Source organism: Arachnia rubra, assembly GCF_019973735.1.
Classification (GTDB): Bacteria; Actinomycetota; Actinomycetes; order Propionibacteriales; family Propionibacteriaceae; genus Arachnia; species Arachnia rubra.
Window position 1 is genome coordinate 952,175 of the sequence record NZ_AP024463.1, and the last position, 23,401, is coordinate 975,575.

Consider the following 23,401-nt stretch of genomic DNA (forward strand, 5'->3'; position numbering starts at 1 on the left):
TGATCCTTTCAGGTCAGGACTGCTGGTAGAGGCCGATGCTGGCGAGCCATGCGATGGCGACCCGCGGGACACCGTTGAGGAACCGCGAGTACAGGACCGCGGGGACGCCGACCTCGATGGTCTCGGGTTCGGCCTCCGCTAGCCCCATGCCGACGGGGATGAAGTCGCAGGCGTTCTGCGTGTTGATGGCGAACAGGGCAGGCAGTGAGAGCTGCGGCGGGATGTTGCCCTTGCCGATCTCCACGCCGATCAGGGTGCCGATGATCTGAGCGATCACAGCCCCTGGGCCCAGCAGCGGGGAGAGGAACGGGAGCGAGCAGATCAGGCCGAGCACCATGAGTCCCCAGCCGGTGCCGGCCAGCGGCGTCAGCAGGTTGGAGAACCACTCTCCGAGCCCTGAGGCCTGGATGATGCCGATCAGCATCGCGACGAACCCCATGAACGGGAGGATCGTGTTGATCATCATCTGCACGGCATTGCGGCCCGCCTGGTAGAACACCGAGATGACCTTGCCGGCGCCCAGGCCGATCTTCTCCAGCAGTGATTTCTTCTGCTTGGTGGCCATCTGCTCGGTCAGTTTCATGGGGCGTCCGTTCTCCGGGACGGGTTTTACCGGCTCGGCGGCGGCCTGCGTCACCTCGCCGGCTTCGGCGGGACGCACCTGGTCGACGCCGACCGCGGAGACGTAGATGCCTTCGTGGATGTGCTGCGCCAGGGGGCCGGTCTTGCCCGTCGGCATGACGTTGATCGTCGGAATGCCCTTCTTGGGGTAGAGGCCACAGCGCAGCGAGCCGCCACAGTCGATCACCACGCAGAAGTGCTCGTCGTCGGGCACCCGCGTGTTGAAGCCATTGACTGGCTCTGCCCCGCTCAGCTCGGCGATCTTGTCGACCACCTCGGGTTTCTGGCCCCCGCCGACGATGTAGACGATCTTGTTGCGTTTCTCGTCTGGGGTGATGGTCAGGGGACCGCCGTAGCCGCTGGGTCCCTTGGAGACGGTGATCGTTCGGAACTCAGACATGAGCGTGCACCTCCTTTGACAGGGTGACTCCCTGTTGTTTGGCGACATAGGCGGTGGTGAAGTCAGTGACCCAGCCGCCGAGGAAGTTCAGGACGGCCCCGAGGAGCAGGTAGCGGATGGCCAGGTCTCCGGTGGGCAGCTGCAGGGTGATGATTCCCTGGGCGATGCCCATCCACACGAACAGCTCTCCTGGGTTGTTGTGCGGGAACAGGCCGTTGTTGGTGTGGACCATTTGGGCGACGGAGGCGTAGTAGCCAGGCTTGTACGCCTCCGGCAGGAACCGGCCGAGCGTAAAGGCCGCCGGGTTCGTCAGGAAGAAGGCGCCGATCCAGGGCAGGATCAGGTAGCGGCTGATCACGTTGCGGCCGGCTTTCGCGGCGATCCGGTTGATGCGCTCCTCACCGATCAGGGCGATCAGGGAGTTCATGGCGATCAGCAGCATCAGCACCAGCGGCACAATCCCGGTCATCCAGGACAGGAACGTCTCCGCTCCTTTGCGGAACAGTCCGACGAACCATTCAGCTGCACCCACCATCCAATTCAGAATGTCGGGCATTTCAGCTCCTTTCAGGGTGTTTTCGGGCATGACAACTCGTCAGGCCATCGGTGGAGCCCGGGCGTCGCCGCCCGGGAACGGGGGATATAGGGAAATAAAAGACTGGTTACGGGGCGGCGGTGGCGCTCTTCTTACGCCGCCATACGCCCTTGACCCTGCCGACGGTGCGGGCCAGCGCACTCGGAGGCTCGGGGGCATCGCCACCTGAGGTGATGATGCGGTAGTTCTCCTGGGCGTTTGCCACGGCGTTGCGGACCTGCCGGCCGTGACGGGCGGCAGCGGAGGGGTCGATGTCGGCGAGATGCTGGCCCGTGAACTCCTCGAAGCTCCGGAACCGGGCCAACACCGTGACGCCGTTGAGCCTGCGTCCCTCCGTGATTACGCCGTCCTCGTCGATGCCAAACAGGACGATGGCGCCCTGCACCAGCCCTCCTTTGAACCGTCCCATCGCGACCCGGCCGCGGCGGCGCATGGCGACGAACAACTTCGTGAATGCCTGGGTCTGTTTGAAGGAGAGGAAGGACTGCAGGGCCCATGCGGCCCCCAGAACTATGAGAAAGAACCAGAACGTCATCGTCTCAGCTTTCTGTGAGCGGATTGGTGGCCAGGAAGTAGTAGAACTGCTCGAAGGTCGTCAGGCGTGAGATCCGGGTGAGGAGGTCACGCCGTGTCCCCAGCCGCAGCACCGCGTCGTAGACGGGAATCAGGATGTTCTCGCTGCGGCGTGGGTCCCGTGGCAGGCCCAGCAGCACGATCAGTCTCACCCCGTCCTCCTCGGGGCGGCGGGGTATGACGCCGATCGCGAGCAGGACACTGGAGCCGGTGGTGAGGGTGGCGTGGGGAAAGCCGACCCAGGAGTCGAGCTGGGTGGTGGAACTGGCCTCGCGTTTGCGGATGCTCTCCCCGAAACCCTCCTCCGCATGGCCGCGGGCCTCCAGATGCCCGGTCATGTAGTCGAGGGCGTCGGCGTAGCTTGTTCCTGGCGGCAGGGCGAAGAAATGCTGCTCGTCGAGGGCGCCGGCGAGGATGCTGCCACCTGAGATCCCCGTGGAGCCTGGGACGTGTAGGTGGAGACGGTCCAGCTCTCGCGACAACGCACGGCGGTCCAGGATGTGTCCCACCTGCAGGACGGGGACAGGCGAGGGGAGTGGGTCCTGGCCCGTCGAGACCACGAGGTCGAACCCGGCCAGGTCTTCCTGGCTGACTGCCGGGGCTGGCAACAGGCGGTACTGGGTGGCGGGTGGGAGCAGCCGGGTCAGCTGGAGGCGGACCAGCTCGGCGGTCACGCGTCCTGCCGAGCTCACGATGGCGATCTGTAGCGGCAGCCGTGGATGCCGGTCCACAGCTTCCAGGAAAACCTGGAAATATGCTGCCAGGAACGCCAGCTCCGAGCTGTCCACCGGCAGCCCCACCTTCTTCCTGATCACCCGTGCCGCCACCTCCGCCATGCGGTGGGCGACGGGAAACTCCTCCCCGATGCTGGCCACGCCGGAGTCATCTACCCAGATGCGGTAGCGCATGCGGTTGATCATGTAGGCCAGATGCCGTGTGAACTCGGAAAGTTGTGGGGCATCCGACAGGTTGATCTGCATCTCATCATGGATGGCCTCCAGGACTGCGTCGACCAAGTCCTCAATGGGCTCGCTCTGTCCGCTGAGGACGGCCGCGAGTTCGCTGTCGCTGGGAGTGCGCATGCCCGCGATCGGCAGTGCAAGGAAAGTGATCTCGGAACCAGCGAGCTCTGTGCCGACGTCCGTCAGGAGGTGGGCGAGACGTGCGGCCAGGGTGTGGGCGGGGGTGCCGGGAAGCCCTTGGTACCGCACTGGCAGCTGCCCCAAGGGACGGGACTGGCGTGTCCTGTCCGTGGCGATGAACGCCCAGCGGGTCAGCTCTGGGATATGGACGGGGTCCAGGCCCGCTTCAGCTACCAGCTCAGCCACCGCCCGCTCGATCCGCTGCTCGCTGTGGTGATGGCCGTAGGCCGTGGCGTAGTGGTGGCGCAGGATCAGCAGCCGCTGCTGGAGTTCGGGACCAGCCAGGGACAGGCCGACGTTGGGGCGTCCCTCGACCGTCAGCTCCCACTGGCCGGCCTGCTTCCGCACCCGGTTGAGGTCGGCGACCACCGTCGTGCGTCCCACTGACATCTCCTGGGCCAACTCCTCGGTCTTGACGGGACGAGTCGCGTGGAACAGGCGGGCGATGATGAATGACGTGCGGGCAGCGGGATCATTGAAGGAGGTGCTGGAGGCCAGGCCCGACCGGAGCGCCCGGTAGCGGGGCGGATCGGCGACCAGCAGTCGATAGCGCCCCTCCACTAGGGTGATGGAGGCCACCGGGCCTAGCAGCTCCTGCAGCATCGACACCTCCCCGGCGACGGTGCGTCGGCTCACCCCGAGCAGAGCGGCAAACTCGTCCGCCGAGGTGGCGCGCGTGGACTCCAGCGCGTTCAGGATCTGGGCTGCCCTGCTCACCTCGGCTCCTTTGCTCGGGTACTCGTCGGGGATTGGCGGACGTCAGGCCTGGCCGGAGCCGTTGCTGCCGAAGAAGGTGTCCCATGGGACGGCTACAGGCTGATCCAGGCCCACGACCTCGTAGAGGTGACGCAGCAGCGGGAACCGCTCCGGCGGCACGATGCCACGCTCGGTGAGCCGCACCATGGCCTTGCCGATCACGACGATGGCGGCAGCTCCCTCAAGGGTCACACCGGGCATCTGGGCGCGGGCCTGGCTGAAGGTCATCCCTGACCCCACCAGCCGGCCGCAGCGCACGTTGCGGCCACCCATGGAGGTGACGAAGCAGTCGCCGATCCCAGGCAGGCCGATAGGGGTGGTGGGCTGCCCGCCGAGCAGCTCCATGAACTGAACCATCTCGACGGAGGCCTGGCCGAACAGGGCCGCCCCGTAGTTGTAGTTGACGTAACGGTCCCCGGCGGCCTCACCCAGGGCGTCGAGCAGGCCCTGCATGAATCCGGCGCCGAAGGCATAGCAGTTCTTAGTTGCGGCACAGACCTCGACACCCACGAAGTCCGTGTTGGTCCACACGTGGTAGTAGTCGGTGGCGAACAGCTCCCGCCAGCGCTCCAGGACAGCGGGGTCCTCACCGGTGAACACGACGCTGGTGTGGCGGTGTACCGCCACCTCGCCGGCGATGGAGGGGCCGGCGATGGCGGAGAAGCTCACCTGGGAGCGCAGTTCCTCGGGAAGCTCGGCGGCGAGCACACGCGGCAGGATGGTGAGGTTCCCGTCATCGTCGGCCTGCATGCCCTTGGCGAGGGCTATCACGTGCATCCCGGGACGCAGCAGGGAGGCGAACTGGTCGCCGGCCCAGTCAACCCCGAACGAGTTGACCCCGCTCATCACGAACTCGACCCCCTCGAAGGCCCGCGGCGCGTCCTCCAGCTGGTGGGCGGTCACCCCCTCGGGCACCTTCAGGCCCAGGTTCGGGTGGATGCCCGTTTCCTGGATGGATGTGATGATCTCCCGGTCGAGGTGGGTGCCGACTAGACGCACCTCGTGGCCGTTGTCGGTCAGGGGGGTGGCCAGGGCGGTGGCCATGATTCCCGAGCCAAGCACGGTGATGACTGCCATGGTTCCTTCTTCCTCGCGCTGCCTTGCGCGGATCGGCTGGTTTTCCCGACGCTAGTCGGCACAGCCGGGGAAAATCCATGGGAATTGGGCCGGGGTTCTGCACACGGGTTGCGACGAACCGGCCTAATCCGTCGTCATCCCACCCGGGGAGGTGGGGTCACAGGTGTTTGAGGGCCTCCCGGCGGCTCAGCCCGCTAAGCCGCGATCCGCGCGTCTCCACGAAGGCCTTCACCCAGTCCGGGTCAACGCGGGCGTGCTGCCGCAGCGCCCAGCCGATGGCCTTGCGGATGAAGAACTCGGAGCCGTGCCGCGACCCCTCCAGGTTGGAGTCGATGGCGTGGCTGAGCAGCTCCAGGTCGGTGGAGGTCTTGCGCTGCAGCTGGCAGATGATGGCGATGCGGCGCAACCACAGGTCGTCTCCCGTGGCCCAGTTCCACACCACGGCCCGCGCTCCGGGGGCGGTCGCGACCACGTTCTCCGCCAGGGGAGAGGCGATCCCGTCGACGACATCCCACCACGCCCCGGTCGTGGCGAGGTGCCGGTACAGCTCCAGGGCGCCGAGGTCCTGCCAGTCGCGGGCGTCGCGGTGGCCCGCGATCTCCAGCGCCGCGTACCAGTGTTCCCGGTGCGTGACCTCGTCCCACAGTTCCCGGATGGCCCGCTCCCACTGGTCGCGGCCGGTCAGGGGGTGTTCCTTCAGCAGCCTCTTGGTGATGCGCCGCACCTCGGGCAGCCGCACCCCGTGGAAGGGCAGCGTCGACTTCATGTAGGCCTGCTCCCGGGCGGCCTTCCCGGGATCACCGGCGGCGGCGAGCGCGCCGCGGATCTCGTTGACGAGCTGTACGGAGGTCATGAGGGTCAATCTACCCGCGCGGACATCGATTGCCGCTTTCCTCGACGAACCGCCGGCGAGGATCCGAAGGGCCGGGACCGGGCGGTTTCGCTTGCCCACTCGTCGTCTGCTTGCGCTGTAGCGCTGGCGTTCGACGGTTGGGCTGGCGGATGGCGAGAAGGCCAGCGGATCGCGCGGCCCGATGCGCCGGTCGTGAACCGGGGTCCGTGATCCGGAGGGCCCGGCGGTCCGTTCAACCGCCTGCAAATCTTGTAAAGCCAGTCTTGACAGAAGCGGTGATGTAAACCTAGCCTTTACGTATGTCGACCGACGATGTGACCGCCGAAGAGCTAGTGAAACGTCTTCGGAAGATCAGCTCCCTGGTGGCGGCGGAGCTCGCCGCCACCGACGATCCGGACGCCCCCGGGGGCGACATGACCCATTCCCTGGCCGCCGTGCGCTCGCTCCAGTCGCTGACCGACGAGATCCTGGCCCGGCTCGTCACCGCGGCCCGCGGGAGGGGGGTCACCTGGCAGGCCATCGGCGATGCCCTGGGAACCAGCCGCCAGGCGGCCTTCCAGCGTTTCGGAAACCCGACCGACCCGAGAACAGGAAAACCCATGAAGAAACCCACAGATTCCGAATTCCGCACCGCCGTCGAGAAGGCGGAGGCATTCCTCGACGCCATCGAGAAACACGAATGGCAGAAAGCAGAAGAATTGGCCGGCCCGCGCGTCGGATGGCAGCTCGACGCCGAACGGCTGGCCGACGCCTGGGCGCAGGTGATCGCGCTGGGCGGGGAGCTCGAACGGCGCGGCACCCCGACCCCCCTGGCCCTGTCGGGCGGGGTCGTCGTGGTGGAGGAACCCCTCCACATGGAGGCCGCCGACCTCGTGGCCCGCGTCAGCTACAACCGCGACGGCGACATGGTTGGCCTGTGGTTCCTGCCCTCGGGGCAGGCGCTCGCGGGAGAGGAACGGCAATGACCGCCACTGGGCGGCGGGGCGTTCACGTGCGGGCGGTCGGCGTGTTCCTGCTGGTGAGTTTCGGGGCGGCCCTGCTCCTGGACTGCGTCGTGGCCGCGACTGGCGGGCTGGGAACACCACAGGCCAAGGTGATACTGACGCTCCGGATGTTCACCCCCGCCCTGGCCGCCTGGGTGGTCTGCCGGTTCGTCACCCGCGAGTCCTGGTTGCGGGCGAGCGGGCTCGCCCGGCGATCGCCCGGTTCCGGGGGGCGTCTCGGTTGGCTTCGGATCCTCGGTTTCGCGACGATCGGGATCGGCGTCGTGGTGGCCGCGCTCGCCCTGCTGCTGACGCTGGTCATCGGCGCCGGGTGGTTCAGTCCGGACTGGGCCCTGACCTCGTTCACGAACAATCTGCGCGGCATCGCCCCGGGAGGGCCGCCGCCGCCCGTTGCGGTGATCTGGGTCCTCATGGTGGCGGCGAGCGTGTTCGCCGCTTACACGGTCAACGGCCTGGTCGCGCTGGGGGAGGAGACCGGGTGGCGTGGCTGGCTCCAGTCGGCCCTCGAACCCCTGGGGCGAAGGCGGGGAATCGTGCTCACCGGCGTGATCTGGGGTCTGTGGCACGCGCCCCTGATCGTCATGGGCTACGAGTACGGCGGCAGGCTCCCCGCGGCGGCTGGCATCGCCCTGTTCACCTGCCTGTGTGCAGGCCTCGGCACGCTGCTGTCCTGGCTTCGGGTTCGCTCCGGCAGCGTCCTGCCGGCCGCCATCACCCACGGTGCGTTCAACGCCTTCGCCTCCCTGCCCGCGATACTGGTGGCGTCCGGCGACGGCCTGGACCCGGTCCTGGTGGGTCTGATCGGCTGGCCCGCGGCGGTGCTTTTCGGCCTCCTGGCGGTCCTGCTGCTGAGCGGTTCGTGGGCCGGGCGAACCGGTGCCGGACAGGGGACGCCGTCCTGAGGGTTGGGCCTCGGCCGTCGACTTGTGCTTCTCGCGAAGGGCCGTGTAGAGTTTGCCGACGGCTGGCCCCTATAGCTCAGTAGGCAGAGCGTCTCCATGGTAAGGAGAAGGTCTGCGGTTCGATTCCGCATGGGGGCTCTGTTCTTGCCCGGCTATCCTGGGCTGGAACTTCGACGGGGTAGCTCAGTCGGTAGAGCAAGCGGCTCATAATCGCTGTGTCGCGGGTTCAAGTCCCGCCCTCGTCACCAGAAACCGGAAGTCAGCGCGCATCCGCGCCACTACACATGAGGGAAACTGATCATGGCCAAGAAGGGGCAGGACGTTCGTCCGAAGATCACGCTTGCCTGCACTGAGTGCAAGGAGCGCAACTACATCACCAAGAAGAACCGGCGCAATGATCCCGACCGGATCGAGCTGAACAAGTTCTGTCCGCGCTGCCGCACCCATCGTGCGCACCGCGAGACCCGCTGAGCCGCTCTTTCTCGACCAGGGGCCGCCTCCCGTCAGGGAGCGGCCCCTGGCGCTTTCCCGGTAGCCTTCCCCCATGCCGATTTCCGCTGAGCACGCAGGCCGGACCTATCCTCCGGCGCCCGCCTACCGCGTCAGCCGCGCCAAGATCGCAGAGTTCGCGCGCGCCCTCCAGGACGACAACCACGCCTACTTCAGCGACCACCCCATAGCCCCACCAACCTTTGCCGCAGTCATCGCCGCCCAGGCCTGGGCGGCGATCTTCGGCGATGAAGAGCTGGGACTGGCGCTGCATCGCACGGTCCACGCTGACCAGAGATTCGACTTCCACCGTCCCCTGCGCGAGGGCGACGATGTGGTGGCCCGGCTCACCATCGAACGGGTCCGCAACCGCGGCAGCCTGGACATCGTGACGATCCTCGTCGCCCTGACCGTCGGCGGTGAGCCGGTCTGCGATGCCCGCTCCACCCTGATGCACACCCGCGAGGAGGTCCCCCATGACTGAACGCGAGATCCAGGTGGGACAGGAACTCCCGGCCCTGGAGATCCGGGTCACCAGGTCGGTGGTGGTGCGCTACGCCGGCGCCTCCACGGATTTCAACGAGATCCACTTCTCCGACCGCCACGCCTGCGCCATCGGCCTGCCCGGGGTGCTGGCCCACGGCATGTGGACGATGGGCGCCGGGCTCGGCCTGATCACCCGCTGGATCGGCGACCCGGCCCGCATCGGGCGCTACTGCGTGAGGTTCACCCGCCCCGTGGTGGTTCCCGACACCGACGAGGGCACGCTGGTGCGGTTCACCGGGACCGTCGCCGCCGTCGCCGACGGGGTGGCCACCGTCAACCTGACCGCGACCTGCAGCGGCGACGCGGTGCTGGGGGCCGCGAAGGCGGAGGTGCGCATTGACTGAGGCACTCGCGAACCACACCACCTTCCGGCTCGGCGGGCCAGCGCGGCGCTTCGTCGAGGCGACGATCGAAAAGCAGCTCATCGACACCGTCGCCGACTGCGACTCCCGGGGCGAACCGGTCCTGGTCCTCGGCGGCGGCTCCAACGTCCTGATCGCCGACGAGGGCTTCGACGGCACCGTGGTCAAGGTCGCCACCCGGGGGGTCCGCGCCGAGGCCGCGGACTGCTCCGGGGCCCAACTGGAGGTCGCCGCGGGGGAGACCTGGGACGATCTCGTCGCCCGGGCCGTGGCCGCCCAGTGGTCCGGGATGGAAACCCTCTCCGGGATACCCGGGTCCGTGGGGGCCGTCCCGATCCAGAACGTCGGTGCCTACGGGGCCGAGGTGGCGACCCTCATCCAGCGGGTCCGCACCTGGGACCGGGCAGAGGGGGCCATCCGCACCTTCGCGGCCGCCGAGTGTGACTTCAGCTACCGCACGTCACGGTTCAAGCGCGAGGCGGGAAGGTACGTGGTGCTGCGTGTCGACTTCCAGCTGCCGCTCGGCGACCTGGGCCAGCCCATCCGCTATCCCGAGCTGGCCCGGGCCCTGGGCGTCGAGGCCGGGCAGCGTGCTCCAGCCGCTCAGGTGCGAGAGAAGGTGCTTGCGATCCGGCGCGGGAAGGGAATGGTGCTGGACGAGAGCGACCACGACACCTGGTCGGCTGGCTCCTTCTTCACCAACCCGGTCCTCACCCCTGAGCAGGCCGCGGCCCTGCCTGCGGAGGCCCCGCGTTTCCCCGCTGGGGAGGGCATCAAGACCAGCGCCGCATGGCTGATCCAGCACGCCGGGTTCCCGGCCGGTTACGGGTCCGGGCCCGCGACGCTCTCCACCAGGCATGTGCTGGCACTCACCAACCGTGGCCAGGCCACCACGGGGGACGTCGTCTCGCTGGCGCGTGAGATCCGGGATGGCGTGCGCGAGCGATTCGGCATCACCTTGGTTCCCGAGGTCAATCTGGTGGGGGTTGGCATCTGAACAACAATTTCGGCCCTTGCCAGGTATGCGGTAGGGTATGTCACTGGCGAGGTCGAATCCGTCTCCGGGCGGGCATGGCCGCGTCGAAGGGTAGTAGCTCAACTGGCAGAGCAGCGGTCTCCAAAACCGCAGGTTGGGGGTTCGAGTCCCTCCTGCCCTGCGAAGCACATGCTTCCAGCGCCTGCCACCCAGTGGGTGGGCAGGCATTTCGTTTGTTGACCGAAAGGGACCGCGCGTGAGCGACGACAAGACTCGGCAGGACGGGGACGACCGCTCCGATGCTGACCCCGTCGCCGACGACGAGGTGATCGCCGGTGTGGAGGACCAGGTCGGTGAGGAAACCTCCGAGGACGGCGCAGAGGACGCCGACCGCGACGAGGACGAGAGCCACGATGAGGATGCGGAGAGTTCATCGAAGAAGGACGCCTCCGGCAAGGACAGGAAGCGTCCCAAAGTGGTTGCCCGTAAGACCGCGAAGGCCCCTGTCAAAAAGACCTCGGCCACCCGGAAACGCTCTGACTCTGCTCATGAGGAGCATGATCCCTATCGGGCCAAGAACCCGGCGCAGTTTGTGCGCCAGTCCGCAGCCGAGCTGAAGAAAGTGGTGTGGCCCACCTGGGGTGAGCTCACCATGCTGTTCTCGGCCGTGCTGCTCTTTGTGCTGTTCATGATCGCCTATGTCGGGCTGCTGGATGCTGGCTTCGCTTGGGCCCTGCTCAGCCTGTTTGGAGGAACCCCCCAGTGAGTGAGAACACCGACGACTTCGAGATCGACTTGGGGGAGCTGCCCTCCACCAGCGACGAGGTCGAGATCGACCTTGGCCCGCTAGGCGAAGAGAGTGAGCCCAGGGAAGAGGAGATCACTCTCGCCGACGAGCCGGAGGACAACGAGCCCGAGCCGCAGCAGGACACCGACGACGCCACGGCCGAGGCGGTTGCGAAGCTTCGTGAGGAGCTGGAGGCCAAGTTCGGGGAGTGGTACGTCATCCACACCTATTCCGGCATGGAGAACCGGGTCAAGCAGAACCTCGACTCCCGCGCCACCTCCCTGAACATGGAGGACTACATCTTCGAGACGATCGTCCCCACCGAGGAGGTCGTCGAGGTGCGTAACAACACCCGCAAGACCGTCACCCGCTGCGTGCTGCCCGGCTACGTGCTGGTGCGCATGGAGCTGACCGACGACTCGTGGGCGACAGTGCGCCACACCCCCTCCGTGACCGGTTTCGTCGGTCACGGCCAGACCCCCGTCCCGCTGAGCCTGGACGAGGTGGTCAGCATGCTGACTCCTTCCGTCGTCGCGAAGGTCGCCGCCGAGGCGTCAACCTCCGTGTCGCGCGCGAAGAAGAAGGTCGAGGTCGTCGATTTCGCAGTCGGCGACTCCGTGATGGTGACCGACGGCCCCTTCACTGGGGTGCACGCGACGATCACCGAGATCAGCGCCAACCAGCAGCGGCTCCGGGCTCTCGTGGAGATCCTGGGCCGCGAGACCCCCGTCGACCTGGAGTTCAAGCAGGTCGAGAAGGTCGGTTAGGTTCCCGCCCGTCCGAGACCCTAGAATGGCGCGTTGCGTTACATCCCTGGCCTGTCCTGTGATGTGACTGTTTCAAACCCAAACTCATAAGGACCCAACATGCCTCCCAAGAAGAAGGTCGCAGCCCTCGTCAAGGTTGCCCTGCAGGCTGGCTCCGCCACCCCTGCGCCGCCGGTCGGTACCGCCCTCGGTCCGCATGGCGTCAACATCATGGAGTTCGTCAAGGCGTACAACGCCGCGACGGAGTCCCAGCGCGGCAACGTCATCCCCGTGGAGATCACCATCTACGAGGATCGCACGTTCACGTTCATCACGAAGACCCCGCCGGCCGCTGAGCTGATCAAGAAGGCAGCCGGCATCCAGTCGGGTTCGGACAACCCTCTGAAGAACAAGGTGGGTAACCTCACCAAGGACCAGGTACGCGAGATCGCCACGATGAAGCTGCCTGACCTCAACGCCAACGACGTCGACGCGGCCTGCAAGATCGTCGAGGGCACCGCACGCTCCATGGGCGTCACTGTCGAGTGACGTTCCCCCTGGCAGGGAAACCACTCCCATACCAGAACTGGTGGATCAGCCTGCGAGGCTGACGAGAAGAATGGAACCAGCATGAAGCACAGTAAGGCTTACAGGGCCGCCGCGGACAAGCGCGACGGCTCCCAGCTGCACACGCCCGAGGCGGCGGTGAAGCTGGTCAAGGAAATGGCTTCGGCCAAGTTCGACGAGACCATCGAGGTCGTGGTGCGTCTCGGCGTCGACCCGCGTAAGGCGGATCAGATGGTGCGCGGCACGGTGAACCTTCCCAACGGCACTGGCAAGACGGCTCGGGTCCTCGTCTTCGCCTCCGGTGAGAAGGCAGAGGCCGCGATTGCAGCGGGTGCCGACGAGGTCGGTGTGGACGACCTGGTCGAGAAGGTGGCAGGCGGCTACCTGGACTTCGACGCGGTCGTCGCCACCCCGGACATGATGGGCAAGGTCGGCCGTCTGGGTCGTGTCCTCGGCCCGCGTGGTCTGATGCCAAACCCGAAGACCGGCACCGTCACCATGGATGTCGCCAAGGCCGTCTCGGATATCAAGGGCGGCAAGATCGAGTTCCGCGTCGACCGTCATGCGAACCTACAGTTCATCGTCGGCAAGGCCTCATTCACCGAGGAGCAGCTGACGCAGAACTATTTTGCGGTGCTGGACGAGATCCTGCGCCTGAAACCAGCCGCTTCGAAGGGCCGCTACGTGAAGAAGGTGGCGATCTCCGCCACCATGTCGCCGAGTGTCCTGATCGACGGCACCGTCAGCAAGCCGGCGGAATAAAGTGAACTCAACCGGGGCGGGCACCAGCTGGGGCCCGCCCCGGTTCTGCGCCTCATGGAATCCCCAGTCCCCGCCGGGGGGTGACTTCGCAACGTGTCCTCGTGGATATCAACGGCACGTCAGAGGCCTCACGGCCCTGACGCGCGTTGCATTCCCTGGGCAGTGAGTCACCGGGTCTGTGAGTGGGCCGTTTTAGTTGCGTAGGGACCATCTATCTGTCTCTCTCCTTCTGTCTTTCTATCTGTCTCTCTCCTTGTGCACGAATCGCCGTCCGATGCAGTGAGGCGGTTCTGTGGCGACGTGCTTCTGGCGCCTCGCGGCGTTTCGTGCCCGAGGGGACGTGGTGGACCTCGCGGTAAGCACGGTAAGCACCTGTGCGGTGAACATCTTGTGGTAGGCAAGTGCATCGTGGTTTCGTGCGTGCCCCTATCGGACAGGGCTTCCGTTCCATATGGGTCAGGACTTCCGTGCTTCTCCATGCGGGGCAGGAACAGTGCACGAATCGCCGTGCGCTGCAGTGGAGAAGGCAGGCGGACAACGCGACGCGAACGTCCTGCGGCGTTTCGTGCCCGCAAGGCGGGGTGGGTGAGGACGGACAGTTGGCTGTGCTTGATGTCGGACGGTGTGGCATCGACTAATTGTCCGGCGCCGGAGCTGCCTGACCTCAGGTGCGTGCGACCACCTGACCCTGGCCGAACTCGAATACCTGATGTGCCGACCCCAGGTGCTCAAGGCGGTGTGTGATCTCGATGATGGTCAGCCCCGGGAACGCCTCGTCGAGGTTGGCCCGGATGCGTGACTCGAGACCGGTGTTCAGATTGGCCGTGAACTCGTCTAGCACTAGCACCTTCGGGTTCATCAGCAGCGCACGGGCCAGGCAGAGACGCTGCAGCTGTCCGCCTGAGAGCTCTCGCCCGTCTCTCCCGGTCCTTGTCATCAAGCCTTGCGGCATGGCGCGCACCTCGTCGGCCAGCTCAGCGATGGCTAGAGCCCGCCACAGCTCATCATCGGTTGCTTCAGGGGATCCCAGCTGTAGATTCTCCCTGATAGTTGTGTCCAGCACCTGTCCGTGCTGTGGCACCAATACGACCGCACGGCGTAGCGAGTCGAGGGTGTATTCCCTTACCGATCTCCCATCGACCAGGATGTCCCCGCCTCCCAGCTCGTCATAGCGCAGCAGCAGATGGGCGGCTGTCGACTTCCCCGACCCACTGGGTCCCACGAACACGGTTCGCTTCCCGGCAGCCGCGGTCACCGACACCCTCGATAGAGTCTGGTTGCCAGGCAGAGCGGCGGGGTAGCTGTAGTCGACGTCGCGCCACTCGACGCTCGGGGACGAAGCCAGCAGCAGCTGCTGCTGGCCGTCCGCAACCGCCTCGGGGGCATGACACAGCTCCCATAGGCGCCGCGCGGCGCTCAGCGAATGGTCCAGGTAGCCGACGGCATCCTCCACACCTCGCGGTCCTTCGAACAGCCTCAGCGACGCAGTGGCCAGGGTTGCCACCACCACCGGATCGATCCGGCCCATTGAACCAATCAGGATGATCGAGGCTACTGACACCAGCATCAGGATGAGATTGACACCGCGCCGCAGGCCCTTGAAGACCAGAGGAGGCCGGGCAGCGTCGCGGACCTCCTTGCCCAGGACATCGAGTTCGGCGGCGCGCTGCTGCTGCCGACCGTAGGAGATCACCTCGTCGACGCCGTAGACAGAGTCGGTGACGTGGGCGGCCAGCTGTCTGCGTAGCCGCAGGCCTTCGGCGGTCGAACGCAGTGAACTCCGGATTCCCAGGAACGGGATCGCCAGCAGCGCGATCGCGACACATATTGCTGGGATCATGACCAGCCCCCAGCCGGCCACCGCACCCACTGCGGTCAGAGCCACGGCCGGCACTATGAAGGCTGAGACCATGGGCGCGAAAGTGTGGGCGTAGAACACCTCGATGCGGTCAACGTCACGGGTGAGCGCCGGTAGCAGATCACCAGATCGGTTGCGCAACACCACCGCCGGAGCCTTCGGCCAAAGAGCGGAGAAGGCATGGCCGCGCAGCAGCTCCAGCGCTTTGAACGCGACGTAGTGGCCGGTGAACTGCTCCGCATAGTAGGCCAGCGCCTTTCCCACGGCGGCCACGATGATCCAGAGCATCAGGCCATTGAGAGGATGTCCGGACGCGGAGGACGCGACTATCGCACCGGTGAGACCGAACAGCACAAGCTCAAGACCGAGGTTGATGCAGCGCAGTATGGCAGAGATCAGAAGAGGGGTATGAACCGGGCGGGTGATGCCGGTCAGCCAGCGGATCAGGTCAGGGGTGCTGGGGGTTTTCATCGGGTGCCCGCCGTCTCGAGTGGAAGGAGAACGCCGTCGCGCAGCTGGTGGGCTGAATCGGCGACAGCCAGGAGCGAATGGCGATGAGTGACCACCAGCACCGTCCAGTTAGGGCCGATCTCCTTCAAGGCGTCGATGATGGCAGCCTCCGAGACTGCGTCGACCTGGCTGATCGGCTCGTCGAGCAGGAGGATTCGGCGGTCTGAGAGGAATGCCCGCGCCAGGGACAGGCGCTGTGCCTGCCCGCCCGAGATCAGCTGGCCCCGCTCGCCGACGTCGGAATCCAGTCCGCGAGGCATCCGCCTCACCTCTTCTGCCACGTGGGCGCGGCGTAGCGCCGTCCACAGCTCCTCCTCGCTAGCCTCGGGCTTCGCCATGCGGAGGTTGTCGGCGACGGTGCCTGAGAACAGCCATGTGGCCTGGGCGACGGATGCCGAGAGCTGACAGGCCTGCTCGGGTGTGATTGCGCCGAGGTCCTGGCCGTCGAGCACGATCGCTCCTTGCTGGATGGGCAGGGTCCCGCGCAGCAGAGACAGCAGCGTCGATTTTCCAGCCCCTGAGGACCCCATGATCGCGACCTTTGCTCCACGTGGTACGTCCAGATCGAGGCCTTTGAGGACAGGTCCCCGGCCGTGGTCGTGGTGGATTCCCTGAATGCTGATTGCTGCTTCGGTGGGTTTCGCCACGGCTGTGGCGGGGCGGTCCGCTGGGATACGCGACAGCTGCCGTGCGATGGCACGTTGCGACGCCTTGCCGCTCATACCAATGTAGAAAAAGCCCGCTACCTGCAACATAGGCTCTAGCATCAGGGTGAGTAGCAGGGCGACAGACATTGCCTCCCCCGGCGTGATTGCCCCGGCCGCCAGCCGGGAGCCGATGAGGTACACAGCCCAACAGATCAGCAGCAGCGAGAAGGCGCCGTCGAGGACAATGATTACCACCTGGTTGCCCGCCAGCAGACGCATGATGGCCCGGCGATTGGCTTCACCCTGAGCCCTCAGCCGGTCTTCGATCCGCTTGCCCGCCCCCAGCAGCCGGATCGGAATGAGATTGCGCAGCGCGTCCAAATACTGCACCGACAGGCGAGCCCGCTCTCTTCTGGAATTTGCCGAGACCTTGCGGAACAGGCGCATGAAAGCCCAGACGGCCAACGGCACCAGAGGGCAGGCCGCCATGATTCCTAGTCCCAGTAACGGATCTAGGAGGGCAACATAGCCGAGTGTGAGAAAAGGGACGCCTATCGCAGCGATGGTCGCGCCCAGATAGACCTGCCGGTACTCGGACATGCGCTCCACGTTGTCGGTCATCAGGGTCACCAGCTGACCAGACGAGGTCTTCTCTGAGGTAGCGTGGGAGTGCCCATGCCCCCGCTGGGCATTGGATGTTGCGTGGGCAGTTGGTGCTGCGACGGCACCAGGAGTCATGGGGCGGACGATCGTGCGGAAATACGCGTCGAGCAGCCGGGCTCTGAGGTGGCGTTCTTCCTGGCGGGCTGAATACCCGCCGAGCAGTATTTCGGCGAAGGCGCTGGCCCCGGCGATCAAGGCGGCGAGAACCAGCCACAACCAGTTTGCGCCATCTGGGGGAGTCTGTTCGAGCATCCCACCCCAGGTGTGTCCGAGTATCACGAGTACCACCCCGAGGAACGTCGCGGAACCCATCCGGAGGATGCCGACGAGCAGCATTGACCGCCTCCCGAATTCCGATACGGGTGCGTTGCTCATATTCTGCTTCTTAGGCATGATTAATCTCCTGCAACACAGTGTCTCAAAGATAGCTCATGTCGACGTCCGTGCCAATACCCACCCAGGCCGAGTGACCAACGGCGGATTTGTGGACGGCGACGTCGTCGCGTAGACTCTCACGAGCCGAAGACCGCAGGTGACCGAAGTCTCAATTCCCTCAAGCGGGGGAGCCCGCGCAGGTGATCGCAAGCCAACCGGGTGTGCCCGTTCTGGTCCCGCGCCACCGGCGTCGGGGCTTCTTTCATGTGCTGGGGTCGAAGGCGACAACAGTTATGGAAGGAGACCCAATGGCGAGGCCGGACAAGGCTGCCAAGGTTGCGGAGCTGGGGCACAAGTTCACCGACTCCGCTGCCGTGGTGCTGACCGAGTACCGCGGTCTCACCGTCAAGGACCTGCAGGAGCTGCGTCGGTCCTTCGGTGGAGAGGCCACCTACGCCGTTGCGAAGAACACCCTGGCCCTGCTCGCGGCCAGGGAAGCGGGTATCGAGGGCATCGATTCGACGCTCACGGGGCCGACCGCCTTCACCTTCATCACGGGCGATATCGCCAAGGTGACCAAAGGGCTGCGCGACTTCGCAAAGGCACATCCGTTCCTGGCTATCAAGGGTGGTGTTCTTGAGGGCAAGTTCCTCGACGCCAAGGCGGTCCTGAAGCTTGCTGACCTCGAATCCCGCGAGGTCCTGCTGTCCAAGATGGCTGGCGCCATGAAGGGCAGCCTTGCGAAGGCCGCTGGCACCCTGGCAGCTCCGCTGTCCAAGAGTGCGCGCCTGTTCGGTGCTCTGCAGAGTGCCGCCGAGGCGAACCCGGACCTGATCGGTGGAGTCGGCTCCGTGCCGGCCGCCGAGGCCACGAACGAGGACGCCGCCGCTGGCGACGTCACCCCGGCCGAAGAGGCCTGAGCAGCAGCCGCTGCGGAAAAGAAATCCGTCGCAGCTTGACTGCTTGCGATGCTTAACCGAAAGGAACGCCCATTATGGCGAAGCTCACCAAGGAAGAGCTCCTTGATGCCTTCAAGGAGATGACCCTCATCGAACTGTCCGAGTTCGTGAAGCTGTTCGAGGAGACCTTCGACGTCACCGCTGCTGCTCCGGTTGCCGCCGTGGTTCCCGGTGCCCCGGCTGCCGGTGGTGGTGACGCCGGCGCGGCTGAGGAGGCTGACTCCGGCAAGGTCGACGTCATCCTCACCTCGGGTGGCGACAAGAAGATCGCTGTCATCAAGGAGGTGCGCACCCTCACCAGCCTCGGCCTGAAGGACGCCAAGGATCTGGTGGAGTCCGCTCCGAAGCCTGTTCTCGAGCAGGTTGAGAAGGACGTCGCCGAGAAGGCCAAGGAAGCACTCGAGGCCGCCGGCGGCTCTGTCGAGATCAAGTGATTCCTGCCGGTCACCCGGAAGTCGCAGCTGGTCCGTCCCAAAGGGCGGGCCAGCTTGCTTTTACCTGGTGTCGCGTGCCGTGCGCCAGTTTCTGGCTCCAGATGCGGCATGCTGAGGTCCACCTCGCTGTGTTGCCTGCGTCCAGCTTGGCTGTCTCGGTCCAGCGTCTGTCCTGGAACCGCCCACTGAAGGACTTCCGGCACGAATTTCACGAGCGGCTTTTAGTCCAGCAGAATCCTTGTTAACGCAGCGTTGGTAAGGGATTTTGCTGCTCCCAGGCTTCCCTCGAATAATCCTCTTTGTTGTTTGGAAGCTTACTCATAGGGCGGCTGATAAACAGTAAAACTCCTTGCCAGAGTAGGTCGATTGCGGCTGTAAATAAGCCTCTTGGTGCTGGATGCTTCGTCTGTCTTGCGGTATAGAGCCGGCTCCAGCAGCCTTTGGATCCGTTCGCCCCAACAGTATTTGGTGAGTGATTTCCACGCCCCGGATGCGCACGAAACGCCCTGTCCGGTTGATTCCAAGGCATACGACGTCGTCTGATAGGCACAGGCCGGCGTTTCATGTCCGTGATCCACTACAACTTACCGTTTCCGGCGGTGTAGACGATGAATCCGGCGGACCTGGAGGCTTAATCACGGCTTGAATAACTTGGTCTGACAAGGAGGGTTACTCACAGTCAGCCCGCAGAATGATAAAACTCCTTGTCGGCACGAGTTTCTCGTGACCGTAAATAAGCCCTAAGGATTTCTGTCCCTTCGGGGGCTGCCTGTGATTAACTCTCCTAGAGGCTTATTCATGGGGTGTAGGTGAATATGATTCCGAGGACGGCGTTGATGGTGGTAGTGAAGGTTGCGTAGGGGCGGCGGTAGTCGGTGTGAAGGATGCGCCAGGTTTTCAATTGCGCGATACTTCGTTCTATGAGGTAGCGGATAGTGTTGATTTTCTTGTTGAACTCCTTTTCACTGTCGTATAATTCATGACCGGCTGGTTTCTTGACCGGGGTAATCATCCCGGCACCGGCATAGCCTTTATCACCAATATGGATGGTCTGATTAATCATGTCGAGGAGTCGGGAGTCTTTTAGTGCTGTAAGGTCATAGGGTGCTTGTCTGGGAAGGGGTGCGAGACCCAGGCAAGCCTTCCTGTCAGGGTGCAGGCCACCTGGATGGTGACTCCGGTGGTGTGGTGTTTACCTGAGTACAGCTCTGGATGCCGCCGCCAGGACCAGCAGGGCAGGAGAGTACCATCAATGATCAACTGCTGGGTCGGGTCAAGGTCCTCCACGGTAGGGATCTGGGCTTGAAGATTCCCGGCGATCAGTGGGACGTAGGCGTTGATAATCCTACTGACCGTGGGTTGAGAAATCTCAAAGATCTCCGCGAGGAGTTCTTGTGTGAGGTTATGGCGCAACGCTAAAAGTATGAGGCGGATACTGGTGAAGAGCCCGAGGGTTCGTGAGCCAGCCAGCAGGTAGCTGGCCTTTGGTGTGGGTGTGGATGCCTGCGCACAAGTCGAGGACTTCACTGGTGTCGAGTTTTGTGCTAGCATTCCCTACGGACGGCTTGTTCTTGTGATGATTTGTTTTCACACCCAATTATCTCAAAAGAGCAAGCCGTCCCTTACGTCTTCTAACGCGTGTCAACAAACCCCATGAATAAGCCTCCTAGAACCGGCACGTGAAAAACCGGCTGAGCGGGTGGCCACATCCTTGGTCTTTGAAGTGCGTCTGTATCTACGAGGGCAGCGCCGTGACCTGCGACTTCGTCATCAACGAGTAGCGACTCAACCTATGCCGAATCGCTGAAGCCACGTTCATGCATGCTGAGAGGATTAATCACAGGCACAGACAACTTGGCGTTGACGGCGAGTGTTGCCACAGTGGAAGCCGACTATGAATAACATCCTGACCCTGTGCTTACGATGCGTCGCTGAGGAAGCTATTCACAACCGTAAGCAATCCTGGACTGACAAGGTGCTTACCGGGCCGAAAATTCCTCGAGAATAGTCTCTTGAGTCGCGTTTGTGACTCAACGCTGACCCTGTGTTTGCGACGTACCAGCCCGCAGTTGCGATTGGCTGTATCGACATCTACGACCGTCCTGGTGCGCACGAAACGCCGTTTCTTGCAGAGGAGCGGGAGTGAGAAGAGGCATGGCGGTAGACGCACGGCGTTTCGTGCACGCGTTCGGTCCGGATTCAGCAATGCTATGGAGGTGCGCGTCAGCGGTCACGTACTGACGGGGGAGATCGGCAGGTAGTTTTGAAGATATGAAAAAGAGCCTCTGGATGGCTTTGCTGGGCGCCTGGGCTTTTGCCGAGTGCCTGGAAGCCGTCGCTTCTCGACTGATGACCCGGCGCTATGACGGAGTAGCGGTTACGGTGGTCGTACCTGGTTTCCGGAACTCAGATCCTCACCATCCCAATGCCGTGAATCGGTGGCGGGCTAGGACCGCGTATCGTACTGCTCAACGCTGCGGCACGCAGGCACGGATTCTTGCATGCGGGGGCGACCCTGCTGGTTCTGGAATACCGGAGGCTGACTTGCTGACGCGTGAACTGCGGCGTCTGGGGTTTCCAGGAACTATTGTCGTAGAGCGCGCGTCCCGGAGTACGTTTGAGAACGCATTGTATGCCGCCCCGCTGCTGGCTGACGCTGAACGGATCGCCATTGCATCAAATCCATTGCATGGTCTGAAACTCAGAATCTACCTGACGTGTGAGGACAAGTTGCTGCGGCATCGGTTCATTCCGTCACAGGACTTTCAACTGGGGGAGTGGGGGCTGCTCCGAATGCTCACTGCTATCGTCGGTACATTCGACTTGCTCCGTGTATTGTCTAGGGATTTCACCAAAAGACGCCGTTTAGATGGGAACAGCTAGGACTTTCGAAGGGTGACATATTGAACTCGTGTCCACGATGAGTCAGCGGAGCCAGGTGATGCAAGGGAGGCAGCAGCGTCAATCCCTGCTGGCCGGGTTCCTGATAGATTCCGCGGACAGGGGGCGTAGCCGATGCGAGCAGCAAGGTGAAGGAGAACGGATCCGTGCGTTGACGACGGTGGCGTCTCATGCTGCGACCTGGCTGATTCCTATCTAACAGTATTTCTACGGCCCAGTTCGCGACCATAAGTACTCGCGTGCCTGGCGCAACCATTGGCGGATAGAGCTAGGTGAGTCTTTTGTTCTGGGGTTCATCTGGGCAGCTGATTTTCGCAGGGATCTGCCTCTCGAGATTCTTTCGGGCGCTCGCAGATGTGTCCGGCATCGCACTAGGTCACGGATCAGGCCAAGCACGCTCGCCCAATCGTCCTGTAGCTGCCGCCAGGTCACTCTGATCACCACATACCCCAGCGAAAGTGCCATTTGGTCTCGTTTGCGGTCGTTTTCGAAGTGATCGGGATCATTATGAAATGCGGCTCCGTCAGCTTCTATGATCAAACGTCTTCCGATGAGGAAGTCAACTCGGCCGATCCCAGGGATCTTCACCTGGGAACGGGGATGGACGCCACGACGTTTAAGCCGGAGTCGCAGGACGCTTTCTAGGGGCGATTCACACCTTGAATCGGCTTCGGATAACAGCCTTTGAGCTCGACTGCTGATGCTCTGCATCACAGATGCCAGCTCTGCTCGGGTACGCAGGTGCTGGTGCAGAATGCTGTCGAGCGCCATGACGACAGCTTCGTCATCATGATTCCGGATCAGGCATTCCAGAGCGGTCTCCAGCGGGTCGATCGGGCGTCCGGCAGAGTTGTTAGGGATCCTGCACAGGAGTGTTCCGGACGGAAGCCCCCGAGTTCGCCGACAGTAGCGACGCTGCCTCATGTGGAGGGCTTTCCCGGGTGGAACCGCCACTCCCAGCTTCTGCAGTGCAGAGACACAGGTCAACGAGGCCCCAGCACGAGCTGCCTTAATGGCGTCAGGATCGGCATTGCGCTTGGCCAAACGACATCGGTCGATCTTGACCAAGTCGCCGGCCTGGACTGCGGCATCGATCTGACGACGTGTCATACCGGCCTGACGCAGATCCTTGCGTGATGTTACGCCGGCACCAGCCAGCGACTTGTAGATCCTCACGCCTTCATGCTGGGCAGGACGCGGTCATTATCTACCGACCTGCTGCCGCATACCCGTCGCTGTGGAAAACTTCAGGCTCTACCCATGGGGAATCGCTGACTTGTATCCCTAGCCACCCTCCCGGTTGCGGACCATCGTCAACGTACATGTACCCGCGTTTTGAGCAGGGTGCCTAGATGCCCCTCGCAGCATCTGCGCATCCGCCAGCTAACTCTCGGCACGAAACGCCGTCGCTTGTACTGACGCCGTACATGGACGTCACAGTCGATGCGATGCATGGCGTTTCGTGCCAGCTCGGGGGAGGGGGAGCGGCGCTAGAAGTCCGGGCCACCGGTCACCCGTCAGGTCACCGACTTTGTGTCTTCCTACGGAGCGACTCCAGAAAATTGTCTGCGGTTTCCCAGGAGGCTGTTCCGTGTCCTCTGAGACGGCGGTACGCCACGCCAGATGTTGAGTTTTGTGGCTGTTTGAAGCCGGAGCACCTGCCCAAGAGTGTGGAGCTCCCTGTTCTTGTGAGGTTCCTCTGCTGGTCCAGTCTCATGAAGCGGGATGCCTGGCGGCGACTAGGCCGGATGAAGCACCCACTTGCCTCGCAGTTTGCGGTTTTAGACCGGTACCGGCTGCTGAGACGGTTTCCTCCGTTGCCGTGGAGACAGCGGTCCGGGGCCAGCGGGAACAGGGTGAGGGAAGCCAGCAGCTCTGGGGCTTTGGAGCTCACGC

At 64.0% G+C, this 23,401-nt stretch carries 24 protein-coding genes and 3 tRNA genes; 16 read left to right on the forward strand and 11 right to left on the reverse strand.

Features of this window, described 5'->3' with window-relative positions; all coding sequences use genetic code 11:
* Positions 1-13 precede the first annotated feature (13 nt).
* The 6 genes from srlE to SK1NUM_RS04200 all read right to left on the reverse strand — a co-directional run bounded on the left by srlE (position 14) and on the right by SK1NUM_RS04200 (position 6,017).
* A complete protein-coding gene (srlE, locus tag SK1NUM_RS04175; RefSeq protein WP_212325730.1) occupies positions 14-1,021 on the reverse strand; it encodes a PTS glucitol/sorbitol transporter subunit IIB in 1,008 nt (335 codons plus the stop codon).
* Positions 1,014-1,577: a PTS glucitol/sorbitol transporter subunit IIC gene (srlA, locus tag SK1NUM_RS04180; RefSeq protein ID WP_223927800.1), complete on the reverse strand. Its 564-nt coding sequence runs from the start codon at positions 1,575-1,577 to the stop codon at positions 1,014-1,016. The genes srlE and srlA overlap by 8 nt, the downstream gene beginning before the upstream one ends.
* 106 nt (positions 1,578-1,683) lie before the next feature.
* On the reverse strand, positions 1,684-2,151 hold the full coding sequence (locus SK1NUM_RS04185; RefSeq protein ID WP_212325732.1) for a transcriptional regulator GutM: 468 nt from the start codon (positions 2,149-2,151) through the stop codon (positions 1,684-1,686).
* A 4-nt stretch (positions 2,152-2,155) separates the two neighbouring features.
* Complete coding sequence (locus tag SK1NUM_RS04190) at positions 2,156-4,048, reverse strand: PRD domain-containing protein (protein ID WP_212325734.1); 1,893 nt, start codon at positions 4,046-4,048, stop codon at positions 2,156-2,158.
* Positions 4,049-4,090: 42 nt separating this feature from the next.
* Positions 4,091-5,164, reverse strand: a complete 1,074-nt coding sequence (locus tag SK1NUM_RS04195; protein ID WP_212325736.1) for an NAD(P)H-dependent glycerol-3-phosphate dehydrogenase — start codon at positions 5,162-5,164, stop codon at positions 4,091-4,093.
* Positions 5,165-5,321: 157 nt separating this feature from the next.
* A complete protein-coding gene (locus SK1NUM_RS04200) occupies positions 5,322-6,017 on the reverse strand; it encodes a DNA alkylation repair protein (RefSeq protein WP_223927802.1) in 696 nt (231 codons plus the stop codon).
* 299 nt (positions 6,018-6,316) lie between these two features.
* On the opposite strand from SK1NUM_RS04200, the gene SK1NUM_RS04205 reads away from it, so the two are divergent.
* The 13 genes from SK1NUM_RS04205 to rplA all read left to right on the forward strand — a co-directional run bounded on the left by SK1NUM_RS04205 (position 6,317) and on the right by rplA (position 13,158).
* Positions 6,317-6,982 carry a DUF3887 domain-containing protein gene (locus tag SK1NUM_RS04205; RefSeq protein ID WP_223927804.1) on the forward strand — a complete coding sequence of 222 codons (666 nt, stop codon included), beginning with the start codon at positions 6,317-6,319 and terminating at the stop codon, positions 6,980-6,982.
* Positions 6,979-7,923, forward strand: coding sequence for a CPBP family intramembrane glutamic endopeptidase (locus tag SK1NUM_RS04210; protein WP_212325740.1), 945 nt, complete (start codon positions 6,979-6,981; stop codon positions 7,921-7,923). Before SK1NUM_RS04205 ends, SK1NUM_RS04210 begins: the two co-directional genes overlap by 4 nt.
* A gap of 65 nt (positions 7,924-7,988) precedes the next feature.
* Positions 7,989-8,061, forward strand: a tRNA-Thr gene (locus SK1NUM_RS04215).
* A 34-nt stretch (positions 8,062-8,095) separates the two neighbouring features.
* Positions 8,096-8,171: transfer RNA gene (locus SK1NUM_RS04220), tRNA-Met, on the forward strand.
* Positions 8,172-8,223: 52 nt separating this feature from the next.
* The gene (rpmG, locus tag SK1NUM_RS04225; RefSeq protein WP_124843412.1) at positions 8,224-8,394 is read left to right on the forward strand and encodes a 50S ribosomal protein L33; all 171 of its coding nucleotides are present in this window, start codon (positions 8,224-8,226) and stop codon (positions 8,392-8,394) included.
* A 73-nt stretch (positions 8,395-8,467) separates the two neighbouring features.
* Entirely contained in the window at positions 8,468-8,896 is a 429-nt protein-coding gene (locus tag SK1NUM_RS04230) for an FAS1-like dehydratase domain-containing protein (protein ID WP_212325742.1), read from the forward strand.
* Positions 8,889-9,302, forward strand: coding sequence for a MaoC/PaaZ C-terminal domain-containing protein (locus SK1NUM_RS04235; RefSeq protein WP_212325744.1), 414 nt, complete (start codon positions 8,889-8,891; stop codon positions 9,300-9,302). Before SK1NUM_RS04230 ends, SK1NUM_RS04235 begins: the two co-directional genes overlap by 8 nt.
* Positions 9,295-10,317, forward strand: coding sequence for a UDP-N-acetylmuramate dehydrogenase (locus tag SK1NUM_RS04240; RefSeq protein WP_212325746.1), 1,023 nt, complete (start codon positions 9,295-9,297; stop codon positions 10,315-10,317). Before SK1NUM_RS04235 ends, SK1NUM_RS04240 begins: the two co-directional genes overlap by 8 nt.
* A gap of 87 nt (positions 10,318-10,404) precedes the next feature.
* Positions 10,405-10,477 (forward strand) — tRNA-Trp (locus SK1NUM_RS04245).
* Positions 10,478-10,552: 75 nt separating this feature from the next.
* Entirely contained in the window at positions 10,553-11,062 is a 510-nt protein-coding gene (gene secE / locus SK1NUM_RS04250) for a preprotein translocase subunit SecE (RefSeq protein WP_223927807.1), read from the forward strand.
* The gene (gene nusG / locus SK1NUM_RS04255) at positions 11,059-11,850 is read left to right on the forward strand and encodes a transcription termination/antitermination protein NusG (RefSeq protein ID WP_212325748.1); all 792 of its coding nucleotides are present in this window, start codon (positions 11,059-11,061) and stop codon (positions 11,848-11,850) included. The genes secE and nusG overlap by 4 nt, the downstream gene beginning before the upstream one ends.
* 99 nt (positions 11,851-11,949) lie before the next feature.
* Positions 11,950-12,378: a 50S ribosomal protein L11 gene (gene rplK, locus SK1NUM_RS04260; RefSeq protein ID WP_212325749.1), complete on the forward strand. Its 429-nt coding sequence runs from the start codon at positions 11,950-11,952 to the stop codon at positions 12,376-12,378.
* An 81-nt stretch (positions 12,379-12,459) separates the two neighbouring features.
* Positions 12,460-13,158 (forward strand): 50S ribosomal protein L1, encoded by a 699-nt coding sequence (gene rplA / locus SK1NUM_RS04265; RefSeq protein ID WP_212325751.1) that lies wholly within the window; start codon positions 12,460-12,462, stop codon positions 13,156-13,158.
* Positions 13,159-13,822: 664 nt separating this feature from the next.
* Here rplA and SK1NUM_RS04270 read toward each other — a convergent pair.
* Positions 13,823-15,487, reverse strand: coding sequence for an amino acid ABC transporter ATP-binding/permease protein (locus tag SK1NUM_RS04270; RefSeq protein ID WP_212325760.1), 1,665 nt, complete (start codon positions 15,485-15,487; stop codon positions 13,823-13,825).
* Entirely contained in the window at positions 15,484-17,229 is a 1,746-nt protein-coding gene (locus SK1NUM_RS04275) for an ABC transporter ATP-binding protein/permease (protein ID WP_212325762.1), read from the reverse strand. The genes SK1NUM_RS04270 and SK1NUM_RS04275 overlap by 4 nt, the downstream gene beginning before the upstream one ends.
* Positions 17,230-17,519: 290 nt before the next feature.
* Here SK1NUM_RS04275 and rplJ point away from each other — a divergent pair, with 290 nt between their 5' ends.
* Positions 17,520-18,131, forward strand: coding sequence for a 50S ribosomal protein L10 (gene rplJ, locus SK1NUM_RS04280; protein WP_212325764.1), 612 nt, complete (start codon positions 17,520-17,522; stop codon positions 18,129-18,131).
* Between the two features lie 74 nt (positions 18,132-18,205).
* Positions 18,206-18,604: a 50S ribosomal protein L7/L12 gene (rplL, locus tag SK1NUM_RS04285; RefSeq protein ID WP_212325766.1), complete on the forward strand. Its 399-nt coding sequence runs from the start codon at positions 18,206-18,208 to the stop codon at positions 18,602-18,604.
* A gap of 796 nt (positions 18,605-19,400) precedes the next feature.
* On the opposite strand, the gene SK1NUM_RS04290 is transcribed toward rplL, so the two are convergent.
* Together SK1NUM_RS04290 and SK1NUM_RS04295 are read right to left on the reverse strand one after the other, a co-directional pair.
* Positions 19,401-19,667: a transposase family protein gene (locus SK1NUM_RS04290; RefSeq protein WP_212325768.1), complete on the reverse strand. Its 267-nt coding sequence runs from the start codon at positions 19,665-19,667 to the stop codon at positions 19,401-19,403.
* A gap of 20 nt (positions 19,668-19,687) precedes the next feature.
* A complete protein-coding gene (locus SK1NUM_RS04295; protein ID WP_212325771.1) occupies positions 19,688-20,131 on the reverse strand; it encodes a transposase family protein in 444 nt (147 codons plus the stop codon).
* 822 nt (positions 20,132-20,953) lie between these two features.
* Between SK1NUM_RS04295 and SK1NUM_RS15415 the strand changes: the two genes are divergently transcribed.
* A complete protein-coding gene (locus tag SK1NUM_RS15415) occupies positions 20,954-21,487 on the forward strand; it encodes a YdcF family protein (protein WP_223927940.1) in 534 nt (177 codons plus the stop codon).
* Positions 21,488-21,712: 225 nt separating this feature from the next.
* Here SK1NUM_RS15415 and SK1NUM_RS15420 read toward each other — a convergent pair whose 3' ends face one another.
* On the reverse strand, positions 21,713-22,615 hold the full coding sequence (locus tag SK1NUM_RS15420) for an endonuclease domain-containing protein (RefSeq protein ID WP_396020928.1): 903 nt from the start codon (positions 22,613-22,615) through the stop codon (positions 21,713-21,715).
* Positions 22,616-23,401 lie beyond the last annotated feature (786 nt).